Origin of the sequence: Variovorax sp. Varisp85, from assembly GCF_047304045.1 — a bacterium.
Classification (GTDB): domain Bacteria; phylum Pseudomonadota; class Gammaproteobacteria; order Burkholderiales; family Burkholderiaceae_C; genus Variovorax.
The window spans coordinates 36,628-52,612 of the sequence record NZ_JBGLYN010000044.1 but is presented as its reverse complement, the minus strand read 5'-3'; the positions used below and the strand labels follow the sequence as shown (position 1 = coordinate 52,612).

The window sequence follows — 15,985 nt, the reverse complement described above, 5'->3', positions numbered from 1 at the left end:
GGTTTTGGGGGGTTTGGGGCCCAGCGGCGTGGGATGAGCCGACGGCAATTGACATGCCGCCTGCCCCCACCCCTGCCCTCCCCCAGCGGGGAAGGGAGAAATGCGGGGTCATTCGAGGGCTTCGCATGCAGCAGCGATGCGCTGGCATGCCTCTTCCAGCTGCGCCATCGACGTCGCATACGAGATGCGGAAATACGGCGCCAGCCCGAACACGCTGCCCGGCACCACCGCCACCTCGAACTCCTGCAGCAGGTAGCGGCAGAAGTCGCTGTCCGTCTGCAGCAGCGTGCCGCCGCGCGTGCGCTTGCCGAGCGCGCCGGCGCAGCTGGCGAAGGTATAGAACGCGCCTTCGGGCACGCGGCAATGCAGCCCCGGCGCGCGGTTCAGCGCGGCCACCACGAAGTCGCGCCGCGCCGGGAAGTCGGCGCAGCGCTCGGCCACGATCTCCTGCGGCCCGGTCAGCGCCTCGATGGCCGCGGCCTGGCTGATCGACGAAGGGCACGAGGTCGTCTGGCTCTGCACCACGGCCATCGCCGCGACCAGCGCGCGCGGCCCCGCGCCGTAGCCCACGCGCCAGCCGGTCATCGCATAGGCCTTCGATACGCCGTTGACGGTCAGCGTGCGTTCGCGCAGGCGCGGCTCCACCGCCACCGGCGTCGCGAATGCCAGTCCGTCGTAGAGGATGTGTTCGTAGATGTCGTCGGCCAGCACCCACACCTGCGGATGCCGCAGCAGCACCTCGCACAGCGGCTTCAGCTGCGCCGCGCTGTAGGCCGCGCCGCTCGGGTTCGACGGCGAATTGACGAACAGCCAGCGCGTGCGCGGCGTGATCGCCGCCTCGAGCTGCGCGGCATCGAGCCGGAAGCCATTCGCCTCGGTGCACGCCACCGGCACCGGCACACCGCCGCAGATCTGCACGATGTCGGCGTACGAGGTCCAGTACGGCGCGGGCAGGATGACTTCATCGCCCGGGTCCAGGCTGGCCATCAGCGCGTTGAAGATCACCTGCTTGGCGCCTGCGCTCACGCTGATCTCGTCGAGTGCAAAGTCGAGCGCGTTGTCGCGCTTGAACTTCAGCTGCACTGCCGCCTTCATCGCCGGGCTGCCGTCGAGCACCGTGTAGCGCGTGTCGCCCCGCCCGATGGCGCGCACCGCCGCGTCGCGCACATTCTGCGGCGTGTCGAAGTCGGGCTCGCCCGCGCCCAGCACGATCACCGGACGGCCCGCGCGCTTGAGCGCGTTGGCGTGGTCGGTGATGCGCAGGATTTCCGAGACGCCGATGGCGCGCACGCGCTGCGCCGGCGAGAAGACGACAGTGTCCGTGGTCACTTGGCGTAGGCCTCCAGTGGCTTGTCGTTGGGTTCGAGCATCAGCTGCTTGAGCGCCGTGCTCATCGGCAGGTTCAGGCTCGTGTTCTTCGGCGGGATGGCCGCCACGAACCACTTGGCGTAGATCTTCTCCAGGTCGCCGCTCTTCATCATGCGGCGCAGCGAATCGTCCACCGCGGCCTTGAAGGCCGGGTCGTCCTTGCGGAACAGCAGCGCGATCGGCTCCGAGCCCAGCGGCTCGCCCACGATGCGGTAGGCCGCGGGGTTCTTGGAGTTCGCGATGATCCCGGCCAGCAGGTTGTCGTCGAGCACGAAGGCGTCGGCGCGGCCCGACTCCATCAGCAGAAAGCTCTCGAGGTGGTCCTTGCCGAGCATCGTGTTGTACGAGACATTCTGCGCGCGCTCGCGCTTGCGCAGCAGCTGCACGGCGGTGGTGCCGGTCGATGCCGACACGTTGCGGCCCGCGAGCTGGTCGAGGTTGGCGATGCCCGAGTCGACCTTGGTCGCCATGCGCACTTCGCTCACGTACGTGGTGAGCGCGAACGCCACCTGCTGCTGGCGCGCGGTGTTGTTGGTGGTGGGGCCGCAGCCGATGTCGAGCGTGCCGTTCTGCACCAGGGGGATGGTGTTCTGCGCGGTCACGGCCATGTATTCGAGCTTCGCCTGCGGCACGATGTCCTTCAGCACGCGCTCGCACAGCTCGACGTGGTAGCCCACGTACTTCTCGCCCGCGCCCAGCATGTAGGCCATCGGCGGCGAGGCTTCGCGCACGCCGAGCACCACCTTGCCGCTGGCCTTGATCCTGTCGAGCGTGCCGCCGGCGGTTTGCGCGGCGGCGCCCAATGCGAACGCGAGCGATGCTGCGGCGGCGATGGTCTTGAATCTCGTCCTCATGTCTTCTGTCTCCTGGTGGTTATTCTTGATTCGCGGGACATCGCGGAACCAGCTTCGCCGGGCCGCAGATGCCGCCCCCCAAAGGGGGTTGGCGCAGCGACCCGAAGTGCGCGAAGCCTGGGGTGAGTCTTACTCTCCGATGTCGAAGGTCACGCCCTGCGCCAGGGGCAATGCCGTCGAGTAGTTGATGGTGTTCGTCGCGCGGCGCATGTACGCCTTCCAGCTGTCGGAGCCGGCTTCGCGGCCGCCGCCGGTTTCCTTCTCGCCACCGAAGGCGCCGCCGATTTCCGCGCCGCTCGGGCCGATGTTGACGTTGGCAATGCCGCAGTCCGAGCCCGCGCTCGACATGAAGCGCTCGGCCTCGCGCACGTTCAGCGTGAAGATCGACGACGACAGGCCCGCGCCCACCGCGTTGTGCCATTCGATGGCCTCATCGAGCGAGCTGTAGCGCACCACGTAGAGGATGGGCGCGAAGGTCTCGCGCAGCACCGGGCCGTCGTGCGTCTTCAGCTCGACCAGCGCGGGGCGCACGTAGTACGCGTCCTTGGTGCCGAGGCCTTCGACGCGCTGGCCGCCGTGCACCGTGGCGCCGGCCTCGCGGCTTTCGCCGAGCGCCTTCTGCATGCCGTCGAAGGCTGCGCGGTCGATCAGCGGGCCGACCAGCGTGCCGGCCTCGCGCGGATCGCCCACCTGCACGTTGCCATAAACCTTCGCAAGCTTGGGCACCAGCGCGTCGTACACGCTGTCGTGCACGAACAGGCGGCGCAGCGTGGTGCAGCGCTGGCCGGCCGTGCCCATGGCAGCGAACGCGATGCCGCGCAGCGTGAGGTCGAGGTCGGCCGAGGGCGTGACGATGGCCGCGTTGTTGCCGCCGAGTTCGAGAATCGCGCGGGCGAAGCGCGCGGCCAGCTTCGGTCCCACCTGGCGGCCCATTGCCGTCGAGCCGGTGGCCGAGAGGATCGGCACGCGATGGTCATCGACCAGCACCTCGCCGATGTCACGCTGGCCCAGCAGCAGGCCGAGCAGGCCCTCGGGCGCATCGCCGAAGCGCGCGACGGCGCGCTTCGCGATGGCATGCACGGCCAGCGCGGTCAGCGGCGTCTTCTCGGAAGGCTTCCACACCACCGAGTCGCCGCACACCAGCGCCAGCGCCGCGTTCCACGACCACACGGCCACCGGGAAGTTGAAGGCCGAGATCACGCCGCACACGCCCAGCGGATGCCAGGTTTCCATCATGCGGTGCTCGGCGCGCTCGGTGGCCAGCGTGAGGCCGTAGAGCTGGCGCGAGAGGCCGACCGCGAAGTCGCAGATGTCGATCATTTCCTGCACTTCGCCCGCGCCTTCGGACGGGATCTTGCCGGCCTCCAGCGTGACGAGGCGCCCGAGGTCGCCCTTGGCGGCGCGCAGCTCTTCGCCGAGCAGGCGCACCAGCTCGCCGCGGCGCGGGGCCGGCACGCTGCGCCAGGCCTTGAAGGCTTCGTGCGCGTGGCCGATGGCAGCGGTGGCCTCGGCCGGCGTGGTCTGCGGCACCTGTGCGATGACCTCGCCGCTGACGGGCGAGCGCACCGTCAGCGTGCCCCCGGTGTGGGCCTCGGGGGGCACGCCCAGGCGCTGCAGCAGCTGCTCGACTTCGGTGGGGACGGAGGGGGAGGTGTTGGCTTCGGACATGGACGCGCTCCGGGAAGGAGGAGAAAGGAGGACCCGGCCAATATCTGCGAATCCCGCGCGCTTGCCTAGTGAAAATATGGAAGGACCTGATGCGTTTCAGGAATGAACTCGCACGTTCATGGCTAGCGCACCAACCGGGCGGCAGCCATCACCCACAGCACCACCAGCATGCCGTTGCTCGCGGCGAACAGCACCAGCCGGTGGATCACGTGGTTGTAGGTCAGGTGCACCACGCTGTGCAGCGCGCGCAGGCCGACGTACACCCAGGCCAGCCAGATCGCCGCGGGCGTGGGAAGCGCCGCCACGTAGAAGAGCAGGCACACCACATAGAACAGCACCGGCAGCTCCAACAGGTTCATGTAGTTGCGATTCGGGATACGCACGGCGTCGGGCACGGCAGCCGATTCGCCCAGCTTGAAATCGATGCCCCGGACCTCGCGGCGCCGCACGGCACGGATGCGCACGATGGGGATGAGCAGCAGCACCAGGCCAGTGAGGCCGGCGAGGGCGAATACGGGGTAGAGGATCGAGGGGTTGTTCATGAATGGGACTCCTCGCGCGGACACGAGGAAAGCTGAAATTTCCGCTCGATATGATGCCCGCGACGCCTCAGCGTCAAGAACTAAAAAAGGGAGTAACAGTGACGACAGAAGCAATCTCGGTCGGTCGAATCCAGCATTCGGCACCGACCTTCACGCTCTATGGGCGCATCGCCGCAGCACCCATAGGCAAAGTTGGCAAGCCGCATCCAAGCTTGCACATTTCGCTCATCATTGACGACGCATACAACGGCATCACCGTCATTGACGGGCAACCCACAATGGCGGAAGCGGGCCTGCGCAACGTGCTGCGGATCAGAACCAACATGTACACAAATTCGCTGCCCCCGGGTGTCGTGGTCAAGATTCCATTGGCGGCGCCCAATGGCATGAGTCCCGAGACGTTCTCTCAGGAACTGATAAAGCGGGCCCTGAATTTTTCTAGCTACGTGTCGCCCTACAGCTTCCCTGCACGGCTGCGGGGCGACAGGATGAACCCCGGCGAATACAACAGCAGCTCGTATCTCGCCGCGCTTCTCAAAAGCGTGATGGGCTACGTTCCCGAGCTCAGAGTCGCGGGCTACCAGACGCCCGGCTGGGAAGAGCCCATGCCGCTGCACTTCTTCAAAGGTGAGGCGATCCGATGAAGCCCGGCTGGCGTCTCGGGCTGAATGTTGCCGCCTGGACCGTGGCGATCCCGATCCTGGGGATCATCGGCTCGGTGCTTGGCAAGACGATGTTCCGCTCGGGCGAAGCCGAAGTGATCATGGCCCACGCCATAGAGGTGGTGCTCGTTCTGTGGGCGGCCGTCATTTATTGGCGCTGCGTTCCTTCGACACCGAGCGTGCTGCGGCGCGCGATCTACCTTGCGCTTTTTGTGGCGACGATGCTTGTCGTGGGCTACTTCGCACTGGGCGCGGCCGTCATGGTCGTCGTCTTGCTCTTCGGCCTCTGACTTCAGGCCGGAGCCTCGGGCAGGCTGATGCGCTGCCCAGCCGGCGAGCTTGCCAGGCTCTGCGCGGGCCTCCTCAACGTCGCATCGAACGGATTGATCTTCGGCCCGATGGCCGCGGCCTCGCGCTTGAGCAGTTCGACCACCGTCGGCATGCGGTCTGCATTGAGCCGGTCGGCAATCGTGCCCACGCTCAGTGCCGCCACGGCACGCCCCTCGCGGTCGAGGATCGGCACGGCCACGCCCGCCATGCCTTCGAGCAGGCCCGTGTTGCGCCCCGCATAGCCCGCCTGCCGCACGCGCTCGATCTCGGTGCGCAGGTACACCTCGTCGTACACGCCGTACTCGCGCACGCGTGAGAGGTTGAAGCGGATCACCTCTTCGCGCTCGGCCTCGGGCAGGAAGGCCAGGATCGCCAGCGCGCCCTGCCCCACGCCCAGCGCGATGCGCCCGCCGATGTCGCCTGTAAACGAGCGAATCGGGAACGGCCCTTCGCTGCGGTCAAGGCACACCGCGTCGAAGCCACTGCGCGCCAATAGAAAGATGCTGTCGCCCAGGCTCGCGCACAACCGCAAGAGCACCGGCCGGCAAATGGAGCGCAGGTCGCCCGGGTTGCCCGCGCTCGCTGCGAGCGCGAAGAAATCGATGCTCAACCGATAGAGCTTGCTGCGCTCGTCCTGCTCGACCATGCCCTCGGCCATGAGCGACTGCAGCAAACGGTGCGTGGTGGCCTGCGTGAGGCCCACGGAACGTGCGATCTGGGTCACGCGGCCGCCCTCGCCCTGCACCGCGCCGAGCGCGCGGATCACCGAGAAGACGCGTGGCACGCCGCCGCTGGCCGCCGATGGGGTTTCCATACCTTGCTCCTGTGGAATTCAATCTATCGATTAAGGCAATCATATTCCATTGAACGGAATAAATTGAATAAAGATTCTGATTAATGGAATACCCGAAGCGAACTGGCGCATTCATTGCAATAGAGTGAATTGAAATCGGCAAGTGGTCCATGGCACGCACCAAGGTGTCGCACGCCCCTTTTGCCACCGACAGAAAGGCTTTCCCATGTCATTCCTCCGGCTCACCGACGTGACCAAGTTCTATGGCTCCGCCCGCGCGGTGTCGGCCATGAACCTCACGGTAGAAAAGGGCGAGTTCGTCTCGCTGCTCGGCCCTTCGGGCTGCGGCAAGACCACCACGCTGCAGATGATTGCGGGCTTCGAGGCCGTGAGCAGCGGCCGCATCGAGCTCGCGGGCAAGGACATCACGCACGCCAAGGCCAACACGCGCGGGCTGGGCATCGTGTTCCAGACCTATGCCCTGTTTCCGCACATGACGGTGGCCGACAACGTGAGCTTCGGCCTCGAGATGCGCAAGATGCCCAAGGCCGAGCGCGCCGAACGCGTGAAGCAGGCGCTGGCGCTGGTGCACCTCGAAGCGCATGCCACGCGCTATCCGCGCGAACTCTCGGGCGGCCAGCGGCAGCGCGTGGCGCTGTCGCGCGCGCTGGTGATCGAGCCGCCGGTGCTGCTGCTCGACGAGCCGCTGTCCAACCTCGACGCCAAGCTGCGCGAGGAGATGCAGTTCGAGCTGCGGCAGATCCAGCGCAAGGTCGGCACCACCACGGTGATGGTCACGCACGACCAGAGCGAGGCCATGTCGATCAGCGACCGCGTGGTGGTGATGGAAGGCGGCTGCGCCACGCAGATCGACCATCCGCAGCGCGTGTACGAACATCCGAGCACGCGCTTCATCTCCACCTTTGTCGGCAAGGCCAACCTGCTCGATTGCCGCGTGTCCGGCAGCGGCGCCGCGCGCACCTGCGTCGAAGTCGGCGCGCTCTCGCTCGACGTGGACGACACGGGCTTCGGCGTCGACACGGCCGCGCTGCTGAGCGTGCGGCCCGAGAAGCTGCAACTCGTGCCGACGAGCCGGGGCCGGCTCGACGGCGAGGTGCAGGAACGCTTCTTCCTCGGCAGTCAGTGGCTCTACCGCGTGGCCACGCCCATCGGCGACCTCACGGTGCTGAGCCCCAACGATGGGCGCGATGCGCTCGAAGAAGGCGCCCGCACCGGCATCGACTGGCCGGCGCACTGCATGCGGCTGCTGCCCGCGGACGCCACCGCGAAGGCCGTGATGGCATGAGCACCTTGCAGAACAAGGCCACGCCCTGGTGGCTCTCCGGCCCCGCGCTGCTGCTGTTCAGCGCGCTGCTGCTGGTGCCGCTCGCACTCACGGCCGTGCTGTCGTTCAACGTGTACGACCCGGCCACCGGCCCGAAGTCCGGCGAGTTCACGCTGGCGCACTACGCGCTGGTGTTCTCCGACTCGTACTACCTCGGCATCTTCTGGCGCACCTTCTGGGTCTCGGGCCTGGTCACGCTGATCTGCGTGCTCGTCGGCGCACCCGAGGCCTACGTGCTGAGCCGCATGCGCAACCCATGGCGCTCGGTGCTGCTGCTGGTGGTGCTCGCACCGCTGCTCGTGTCGGTGGTGGTGCGCGCCTTCGGCTGGAGCATGCTGCTCGGGCCCGAGGGCGCGGTGAACGCACTGCTGCAATTGCTGGGCGTCGGGCCCGTGAAGATCCTCTACACCAACACGGCGGTGATCATCGCGCTGGTGCACGTGATGCTGCCCTTCATGGTGATCCCGGTGTGGACCTCGCTGCAAAAGCTCGACCCCGGCGTGGAGAACGCGGCGCTCTCGCTCAATGCCACGCCCTTCACCACGCTGCGGCGCATCGTGCTGCCGCAGGTGATGCCGGGCATTCTCTCGGGCAGCCTGATCGTGTTCGGCCTGGCCGCGAGTTCGTTCGCGATTCCCGGCTTGCTCGGCGGGCGCCGGCTGAAGATGGTCGCGACCATCGTCTACGATGAATACCTGAGCGAACTCAACTGGCCGCTGGGCGCGGCCGTGGCGCTGGTGCTGCTGGTGGCCAACCTCGTGGTCATGCTCAGCTACAACCGCCTGGTCGAAGGCCGCTACAAGAAGGCATTGGGATGAAAAGAAACGGCCCCATCGCCCTCGCGTTCAACGCGCTCGTCATCACCTTCATGCTGGCGCCGCTGGTGGTCGTGTGCATCGTGGCGTTCACGCCCGAGAACACGCTGACCATTCCGACCACCAGCTTCTCGCTGCGCTGGTTCAAGGCGGTGTTCGCGCACCCCGACTTCATGCAGTCGTTCTGGAACAGCCTGTGGCTCGCACTGAGCTCGGCCACCATCGCCACGCTGCTCGCGGTGCCGGCCGGCATGGCGATCACGCGCTACGCGTTTCCGGGGCGCGACTTCCTCAACGGCCTGTTCCTCTCGCCGCTGATCGTGCCGCACCTGGTGCTGGGCGTGGCGCTGCTGCGGCTGTTCGCGCTGGTCGGCGGCACCGGCAGCTTCGGCTGGCTGGTGATGGCGCATGCGCTCATCGTCACGCCCTACACGCTGCGGCTGGTGGTGGCGGCGCTGGTGGGCTTCGACCGCAGCGCCGAGCAGGCCGCGCTGTCGCTGGGCGCGAGCCAGGCCACGGTGTTCCGCCGCATCACGCTGCCGATGATCCTGCCGGGTGTCACGGGCGGCTGGATGCTGTCGTTCATCAACAGCTTCGACGAAGTGACGATGTCGATCTTCGTGACCGCACCGAGCACGGTGACGCTGCCGGTGCGCATGTACATGTACGCGACCGAGTCGATCGATCCGCTGATGGCCGCGGTGTCGGCGCTGATGGTGGCCGTCACGGCCTTCGCAATGGTGCTGCTCGACCGTGTCTACGGACTCGACCGCGTGCTGGTGGGGCGCAGATAGATGACCATGACTGCACACGCCCTGCTTCACCGCGTGGCCGAGAAAAGCGGGCGCGAAGCCGTGCCCTTCACCCTCGATGGCGCGCCCGCGAGCGCGCTGGCCGGCGACACCGTGCTGACTGCCGTGCTCACGCAATGCGACCAGCTGCGGCGCAACGAATTCAGCGGCCTTCCGCGCGCGGGCTTCTGCATGATGGGCGCCTGCCAGGACTGCTGGATTGCCACGGACGAAGGCGAGCGGCTGCGCGCCTGCTCGACCTTCATCGCGCCGGGCATGGCGCTGGTCACCGGAAAGAACGGCGCATGACGAAGGCAGACGCAATCCGCCCCGTGATCGTCGGCGCCGGCCCGGCCGGTGTGCGCGCCACGCAGACACTGGTGGCGCATGGCCTGCGGCCCGTGGTGATCGACGAGGCGCCGCGCGCCGGCGGGCAGATCTACCGCCGCCCGCCAGCCGGCCTCGCGCAGCGCACGGCGCGAACGCTCTATGGTTTCGAGTCGAAGCGCGCCGATGCCGTGCACGCGGCCTTCGACGCGCTGCAGGGCCGCATCGAGCATCTGGGCGACAGCCTGGTGTGGAACGCCCAGGACCATCGGCTCGACGTGATGCACAACCCCACGCGCAGCAACCGCCGCGTGCCCTACAGCCACCTGATCGCGGCGACGGGCGCCACCGACCGCGTGCTGCCGGTGCCGGGCTGGACGCTGCCCGGCGTCTACACGCTGGGCGGCGCGCAAGTGGCGCTCAAGTTCCAGGGCTGCGCCATCGGGCAGCGCGTGGTGTTCATGGGCACGGGGCCATTGCTGTACCTCGTGGCTTATCAATATGCGAAGGCCGGCGTGAAGGTGGCCGCGGTGCTCGACACCGCGCGCCTTGCCGACCAGCTCGCGGCCACACCTGCGATGCTGACCCAGCCCGCGGTGTTCGCGAAGGGCGTGTACTACGTCGGCTGGCTGCGCGCGCACGGCGTGGCCTTGCACAGCGGCGTGCGTCCGTTGCGCGTGCTCGGCGACGAACAGCAAAGCCGCGTGACCGGCGTGGCCTGGCAGGACGGTGCCGGAGAACGCACGCTGGCCTGCGACGCCGTCGGCTTCGGCTACGCGCTGCGCTCCGAAACACAGCTGGCCGACCTGCTGGGCTGCCGCTTCGACTACGCGCCGCTGCACCGCGCGCACCTGCCGGTGCGCGATGCGGCTGGGCGCTCCAGCGTCGAGGGCGTGTACCTCGCGGGCGACGGCGCCGGCATCATGGGCGCGGACGCGGCCGAGTGGGCGGGCGAACGAGCGGCGCTGGCGCTGCTGGCGGACAACGGCGTGGCGGTCGATACGGCACGCGCAGCCGAACTCGAACGCAGGCTGCACAAGCTCGCTGGCTTCCGCCGGGGCCTCGAACGCGCCTTCCCGGTACCGCAGGACTGGGCCGCGCATGCGCCCGACGAGCTCGTGATCTGCCGCTGCGAAAACGTCACGGCGGGCACCTTGCGCCAGACCGTCGCCACGGCCGGTGCCGACGAGCTGAACCGGCTCAAGGCCCTGTCGCGCGTCGGCATGGGCCGCTGCCAGGGCCGCATGTGCGGCGTGGCCGCGGCCGAGATCCTCGCGCATGCGACGCAGCAGCCGCTGCAGCAGGTCGGCCGCCTGCGCGGGCAGGCGCCGATCAAGCCGATCCCGATCCGGCTCGTGCCCGCCGAGGGGGCCGACGCATGAGCGCCGCGCCGGGCCGCCCCAAGCAAGCGCGCACCGCAGCGCGAAGCGCGGAGGTTATTGAATGAGCTCGATCAAGAAGTTGCAAACCGACGTCGCCATCATCGGTGGCGGCATCGTCGGCTCCTCCGCCGCGCTGGCCTTGCGCCGCATGGGCGCCAGCGTGGTGCTTCTCGAGCGCGACCTCTGCGGCTCGCGCTCCAGCGGCGTGAACTTCGGCGGCGTGCGCCGGCAGGGCCGCTCCCTGAGCCAGTTGCCGCTGACGCAGCGCGCGCACCGCATCTGGGGCCGGCTGCCCGAGCTGCTGGGCACCGACGGCGAATACGTCCGCTCGGGCCATTTCAAGATCGCGCGCAGCGAAGCCGACATGGCCTCGCTGGAGCGCTATCGCGCGATGAGCAGCGACTTCGACCTGGGCCTCGAACTGATCTCCGCCACGCGCCTGCGACAGCAATGCCCCTGGCTCGGCACTCGCGCCGTGGGCGGCTCGCTGTGCGCGGAAGACGGGCAGGCCAATCCGCGTCTCGTGTCGCCGGCCTTCGCGCTGGCGGCGCAGCGCGCGGGTGCGCTGGTCTTCGAGCGGCATAAGGTCGACGAGGTCGCGCACGACGGCGCCACGTTCATGGTGCGCAGCGGCAACGCGCTCGAAGTGCAGGCGCCCCTGCTGCTCAACTGCGCGGGCGCATGGGCCGGCGCCATCGCGGCGCAGTTCGGCGAGAAGCCGCCGATGTTCTCGCGCAGCCCCATGATGGCAGTGACCGAGCCGGTGCCGCACTTCATGCAATGGAGCCTCGGCGTGGAAGGCGGCGGCATCTACTGCCGGCAGGTGGCTCGCGGCAACCTCGTGATGGGCGGCGGCACGGGCATCACGCTCGATGCCGAACGCGCTCGCGCCGAAAGCGACGCCATCGCCGTGCTCGCGCGGCAGGCCGTCGAGCTGCTGCCCGCGCTGCGCCACGCGCACATCATCCGCACCTGGGGCGGCACCGAAGGCTACCTGCCCGACCGCGAACCAGTGCTCGGACCGAGCCGCACCACACCGGGGCTGTTCCACGGCTTCGGCTTCGCGGGTGCGGGCTTCCAGATCGGCCCGGCCGCCGGCGAAGTGCTGGCCGAGCTGGCGCGCGACGGCCGAAGCGACACGCCCATCGACGCCTTCGCCATCGAGCGCTTCGACGAAGAACCCGTTTCCCCATCCCTCGCCGCTTCCCCCACCTGAACTGATTGGAGAGCATCACCATGTCCCGCACCGCCAAGTCCCCCTTCCTCCTCGCCGCGCTGCTCGCAGCCGCGGGCATCGCCAGCGCGCAGACCAAGACCATCTACATCGGCATGAACGGCGGCACCATGGAGAAGGCGTACACGCAGTACGTGTTCCCCGCCTTCGAGAAGGCCTACGGCGCGAAGGTGGTGGTGGTGCCCGGCACCTCCTCCGACATCCTCGCGAAGGCGCAGGCCAACAAGGACAAGCCGCAGATGCACGTGATGTTCCTGGACGACGGCATCATGGTGCGCGCCATCGGCATGGGCCTGTGCCAGAAGCAGAAGCCCAGCCAGTCCCTCAGCGAGATCTACCCGGCCGCGCGCTTCAAGGACGACATGGCCAGCGGCGTGAGCCTGGGCATGACCGGCCTCGCCTACAACGCCAAGATGTTCAAGGAAAAGGGCTGGGCGCCGCCCACCTCGTGGATGGACCTGGCCGACCCGAAGTACAAGGGCAAGGTGGTGTTCCAGTCGATGTCGTCCTCGTCCTTCGGGCTGCACGGCTTCCTGATGTTCAACCGCATCCAGGGCGGCAACGACAAGAACGTGGAGCCCGGCTTCAAGGCCTGGCCCACCACCATCGGGCCGAACGTGCTGGAGTACATCCCCAGCTCGGCCAAGCTCTCGGAGATGGTGCAGACCGGCGAAGCGGCAATCTTCCCGCTCACGCCCACGGCCGTGGCCGCGCTCAAGACCAAGGGCATTCCGGTCGAGTACGCACCGCCCAAGGAAGGCGCCGTGGTGCTCATGGTCGGCCAGTGCGTGATCGCCAACAACAGCGAGCCCGAGCTGTCGCAGAAGCTCGCCGAGTTTTTGCTGAGCCCCGTGGCTCAGGCCAACGTGCTGCAGTACGGCGCGCAGATCCCGACCAACCCCAAGGCCCCGGCCGTGGGCGAAGGCGCGGCGCAGGTGGCGGACATCAACAAGTGGATGAAGACCGCCGTCACCATCGACTGGGAAAGCATCAACGCGAACCGGCCGGCGTGGAACGCGCGCTGGAACAAGACCATCGAGCGTTGATGCGACACGCCGCGGTGTTCGCACACCGCGGCGCGCCCGGCCTCAGCTCTTCACGAACGCCAGCAGGTCGGGGTTGATCACGTCCGCATGCGTGGACAGCATGCCGTGGGGGTAGCCCTCGTAGCTCTTCAGCGTGCCGCGCTTGAGCAGCTTGGCTGCGAGCGGCCCCGAATTCGCATAGGGCACGACCTGATCGTCGGTGCCGTGCATCACGAGCACCGGCACGTCGATCTTCTTCAGGTCTTCGGTGAAGTCGGTCTCGGAGAAGGCCTTGATGCACTCGTAGTGCGCATTGGCCGCGCCCATCATGCCCTGCAGCCACCAGCGGTCGATGAGGCCCTGCGAGACCTTCGCGCCCGGCCGGTTGAAGCCGTAGAACGGGCCGGTGGGTATGTCGATGAAAAACTGCGTGCGGTTGGCCGTGAGCGCGGCCCTGAAGCCGTCGAACACCTCCATCGGCAGGCCGCCGGGGTTGGCCGCTGTCTTGAGCATGATGGGCGGCACGGCGCCCACCAGCACGGCCTTGGCCACGCGGCCCGGTTTGGCGCGCGCCACGTAGCGCGCCACCTCGCCGCCGCCCGTCGAATGGCCGATGTGCACGGCGTCCTTCAGGTCCAGCGCGTCGGTCAGCGCCGCCACGTCCGACGCGTAGGTGTCCATCTCGTGCCCGCCCGCGGTCTGCGAGGAGCGGCCGTGGCCGCGGCGATCGTGCGCGATCACGCGGTAGCCCTTGCCGATGAAGAACAGCATCTGCGTGTCCCAGTCGTCGGCGCTCAGGGGCCAGCCGTGATGAAAGACGATGGGCTGCGCGTTGCGCGGTCCCCAGTCCTTGTAGAAGATGTTCGTGCCGTCCTTGGTGGTGACAAAGCTCATGGTGGGGGATCCTTTCGTGTGGTCAGCGTGCTTTTGCGCGGCAGCCGCGCTCGAAGCACCGAGGGCGGACACGGTCGCGATGCCGGCCGCGCCGGCCAGAATACGTCGCCGCGAGGCACCTGTCGCGGGGGTCGTCTTGATGTCGGACATGCTTCTTTCCAGGGCAGGGTTGTTGGGCAGCGAAAGCGGAATTGCCTCGCCGGACAACGCACTGTCGGCTAAACGGCGCGGCAAATCTTGAACAAAATGCCTGCGCCTTTCACGTTGTCACCCTGCGCGCGACCTCAGCGGTTGTCTTCGACGATCCAGCCTGCTGCCTTCTCGGCCATCATCAATGTCGGGCTGTTGGTGTTGCCGCTGGTGATGGTCGGCATCGCGCCGGCATCGACCACGCGCAGGCCCTGCACGCCGCGCACGCGCAGCCGCGAATCGAGCACGGCCATCGGGTCGCCCTCGGCGCCCATCTTCGTGGTGCCGACCGGATGGAAGATGGTGGTGGCGATGTCGCCGGCCAGCCGCGCGAGATCTTCGTCGCTCTGGTACTGCACGCCGGGCTTCCATTCCTGCGGGTTGTACTTGGCCAGTGCGGGCTGCTCGGCGATGCGGCGCGTCACGCGCAGCGAGTCGGCTGCCACCTTGCGGTCTTCGTCGGTGCTCAGGTAGTTGGGCGCGATGGCCGGTGCGTCCTCGAAGCGCTTGCTCTTGATGCGCACCGAGCCCCGGCTCGTGGGGTTGAGGTTGCACACGCTCGCGGTGAAGGCCGGAAAGCTGTGCAGCGGATCGCCGAAGGCGTCGAGCGACAGCGGCTGCACGTGGTACTGCAGGTTGGGCCATTCGTGCTCGGGCGAGCTGCGCGTGAAGGCGCCCAGCTGCGAGGGCGCCATGCTCATCGGGCCGCTGCGCTTGAGCAGGTATTCGAGGCCGATCTTTGCCTTGCCGACCATCGACGAGGCCATCACGTTGAGCGTGGGCGCGCCGGCGATCTTGTAGACCGCGCGGATCTGCAGGTGATCCTGCAGATTGGCGCCGACGCCAGGGGCATCGAGCACCACGTCGATGCCGTGCTGGCGCAGCAGCTCGGCCGGGCCGACACCCGAGAGCTGCAGGATCTGCGGCGAGCCGATGGAGCCTGCGCTCAACACAACCTCGCGCGACGCGGTCGCGGTGGTCATCTCGCTGCCGTTCCACACTTCCGCGCCCGTGCAGCGACGCGTGCCGTCGGGCAGCGTCTCGAACAGCAGGCGCGAGACCTGCGCGCCGGTCCAGAGTTCGAAGTTGGGCCGGCCGTAGCAGGTCGGGCGCAGGAAGGCCTTGGCGGTGTTCCAGCGCCAGCCGTTCTTCTGGTTGACCTGGAAGTAGCCCACGCCCTCGTTGCTGCCGCGATTGAAATCGGTGGAGTGCGGCACGCCGGCCTGCACCGCAGCTTCGGCAAAGGCGTCGAGGATGTCCCAGCGCAGGCGCTGCTTCTCCACCCGCCATTCGCCGCCCGCGCCGTGCATCTCGTCGGCGCCGAGGTAGAAGTCCTCGTGCTTCCTGAAGGCCGGCAGCACGTTTTGCCAGCGCCAGCCGTCGTCGCCGGTGAGGTCGGCCCAATGCTCGTAGTCACGCGACTGGCCGCGCATGTAGATCATGCCGTTGATGCTGGAGCAGCCGCCCAGCGTCTTGCCGCGCGGGTAGCGCAGCACGCGGCCGTTGAGGCCGGCGTCGGGCTCGGTGCTGTAGAGCCAGTCGGTGCGCGGGTTGCCGATGCAGTAGAGGTAGCCGACCGGAATGTGGATCCAGTGGTAGTCGTCCTTGCGGCCGGCCTCGATGAGCAGCACGCGCTTGCTCTTGTCGGCACTGAGCCGGTTCGCCATGAGCGAGCCGGCAGTGCCGGCGCCGATGATGATGTAGTCGAAGGTGGTGTCGCTCAATTGGTTGTCTCCTTCTGCTCGTTCTTATTTGCCCACGGCGCC

At 67.9% G+C, this 15,985-nt stretch carries 16 protein-coding genes; 9 read left to right on the top strand and 7 right to left on the bottom strand.

Annotated features, from left to right (window positions below; all coding sequences use genetic code 11):
* Nucleotides 1-108 precede the first annotated feature (108 nt).
* From ACCC97_RS18115 to ACCC97_RS18100, 4 genes are all read right to left on the bottom strand, one after another.
* Nucleotides 109-1,329 (bottom strand): pyridoxal phosphate-dependent aminotransferase, encoded by a 1,221-nt coding sequence (locus ACCC97_RS18115; protein ID WP_413334205.1) that lies wholly within the window; start codon nt 1,327-1,329, stop codon nt 109-111.
* Nucleotides 1,326-2,222: an amino acid ABC transporter substrate-binding protein gene (locus ACCC97_RS18110; RefSeq protein ID WP_413334203.1), complete on the bottom strand. Its 897-nt coding sequence runs from the start codon at nt 2,220-2,222 to the stop codon at nt 1,326-1,328. The genes ACCC97_RS18115 and ACCC97_RS18110 overlap by 4 nt, the downstream gene beginning before the upstream one ends.
* A 129-nt stretch (nt 2,223-2,351) precedes the next feature.
* Nucleotides 2,352-3,890 carry an aldehyde dehydrogenase family protein gene (locus ACCC97_RS18105; protein ID WP_413334201.1) on the bottom strand — a complete coding sequence of 513 codons (1,539 nt, stop codon included), beginning with the start codon at nt 3,888-3,890 and terminating at the stop codon, nt 2,352-2,354.
* Between the two features lie 122 nt (nt 3,891-4,012).
* Complete coding sequence (locus tag ACCC97_RS18100) at nt 4,013-4,432, bottom strand: MAPEG family protein (protein ID WP_007833526.1); 420 nt, start codon at nt 4,430-4,432, stop codon at nt 4,013-4,015.
* Between the two features lie 98 nt (nt 4,433-4,530).
* Between ACCC97_RS18100 and ACCC97_RS18095 the strand changes: the two genes are divergently transcribed.
* Together ACCC97_RS18095 and ACCC97_RS18090 are read left to right on the top strand one after the other, a co-directional pair.
* Nucleotides 4,531-5,076, top strand: coding sequence for a hypothetical protein (locus ACCC97_RS18095; protein ID WP_413334199.1), 546 nt, complete (start codon nt 4,531-4,533; stop codon nt 5,074-5,076).
* Nucleotides 5,073-5,384: a hypothetical protein gene (locus ACCC97_RS18090; RefSeq protein ID WP_007833524.1), complete on the top strand. Its 312-nt coding sequence runs from the start codon at nt 5,073-5,075 to the stop codon at nt 5,382-5,384. Before ACCC97_RS18095 ends, ACCC97_RS18090 begins: the two co-directional genes overlap by 4 nt.
* 2 nt (nt 5,385-5,386) lie before the next feature.
* Here ACCC97_RS18090 and ACCC97_RS18085 read toward each other — a convergent pair whose 3' ends face one another.
* Nucleotides 5,387-6,238 carry an IclR family transcriptional regulator gene (locus ACCC97_RS18085; protein ID WP_413334196.1) on the bottom strand — a complete coding sequence of 284 codons (852 nt, stop codon included), beginning with the start codon at nt 6,236-6,238 and terminating at the stop codon, nt 5,387-5,389.
* A gap of 205 nt (nt 6,239-6,443) precedes the next feature.
* Between ACCC97_RS18085 and ACCC97_RS18080 the strand changes: the two genes are divergently transcribed.
* From ACCC97_RS18080 to ACCC97_RS18050, 7 genes are all read left to right on the top strand, one after another.
* On the top strand, nt 6,444-7,523 hold the full coding sequence (locus ACCC97_RS18080) for an ABC transporter ATP-binding protein (RefSeq protein WP_007833514.1): 1,080 nt from the start codon (nt 6,444-6,446) through the stop codon (nt 7,521-7,523).
* The gene (locus ACCC97_RS18075) at nt 7,520-8,380 is read left to right on the top strand and encodes an ABC transporter permease (protein ID WP_413334194.1); all 861 of its coding nucleotides are present in this window, start codon (nt 7,520-7,522) and stop codon (nt 8,378-8,380) included. Before ACCC97_RS18080 ends, ACCC97_RS18075 begins: the two co-directional genes overlap by 4 nt.
* Nucleotides 8,377-9,171 carry an ABC transporter permease gene (locus ACCC97_RS18070; protein ID WP_007833510.1) on the top strand — a complete coding sequence of 265 codons (795 nt, stop codon included), beginning with the start codon at nt 8,377-8,379 and terminating at the stop codon, nt 9,169-9,171. The genes ACCC97_RS18075 and ACCC97_RS18070 overlap by 4 nt, the downstream gene beginning before the upstream one ends.
* A complete protein-coding gene (locus ACCC97_RS18065) occupies nt 9,172-9,477 on the top strand; it encodes a (2Fe-2S)-binding protein (RefSeq protein WP_007833505.1) in 306 nt (101 codons plus the stop codon).
* The gene (locus ACCC97_RS18060) at nt 9,474-10,877 is read left to right on the top strand and encodes an FAD-dependent oxidoreductase (RefSeq protein ID WP_413334192.1); all 1,404 of its coding nucleotides are present in this window, start codon (nt 9,474-9,476) and stop codon (nt 10,875-10,877) included. The genes ACCC97_RS18065 and ACCC97_RS18060 overlap by 4 nt, the downstream gene beginning before the upstream one ends.
* A 61-nt stretch (nt 10,878-10,938) precedes the next feature.
* Nucleotides 10,939-12,093 (top strand): NAD(P)/FAD-dependent oxidoreductase, encoded by a 1,155-nt coding sequence (locus ACCC97_RS18055; RefSeq protein WP_007833500.1) that lies wholly within the window; start codon nt 10,939-10,941, stop codon nt 12,091-12,093.
* 20 nt (nt 12,094-12,113) lie between these two features.
* Entirely contained in the window at nt 12,114-13,157 is a 1,044-nt protein-coding gene (locus ACCC97_RS18050) for an ABC transporter substrate-binding protein (protein WP_413312295.1), read from the top strand.
* A 42-nt stretch (nt 13,158-13,199) separates the two neighbouring features.
* Here the strand turns inward: ACCC97_RS18050 and ACCC97_RS18045 are convergent, their stop codons facing one another.
* Nucleotides 13,200-14,030, bottom strand: coding sequence for an alpha/beta fold hydrolase (locus ACCC97_RS18045; RefSeq protein WP_007833495.1), 831 nt, complete (start codon nt 14,028-14,030; stop codon nt 13,200-13,202).
* 284 nt (nt 14,031-14,314) lie between these two features.
* A complete protein-coding gene (locus ACCC97_RS18040; RefSeq protein WP_007833494.1) occupies nt 14,315-15,943 on the bottom strand; it encodes a GMC family oxidoreductase in 1,629 nt (542 codons plus the stop codon).
* Nucleotides 15,944-15,985: the final 42 nt, after the last annotated feature.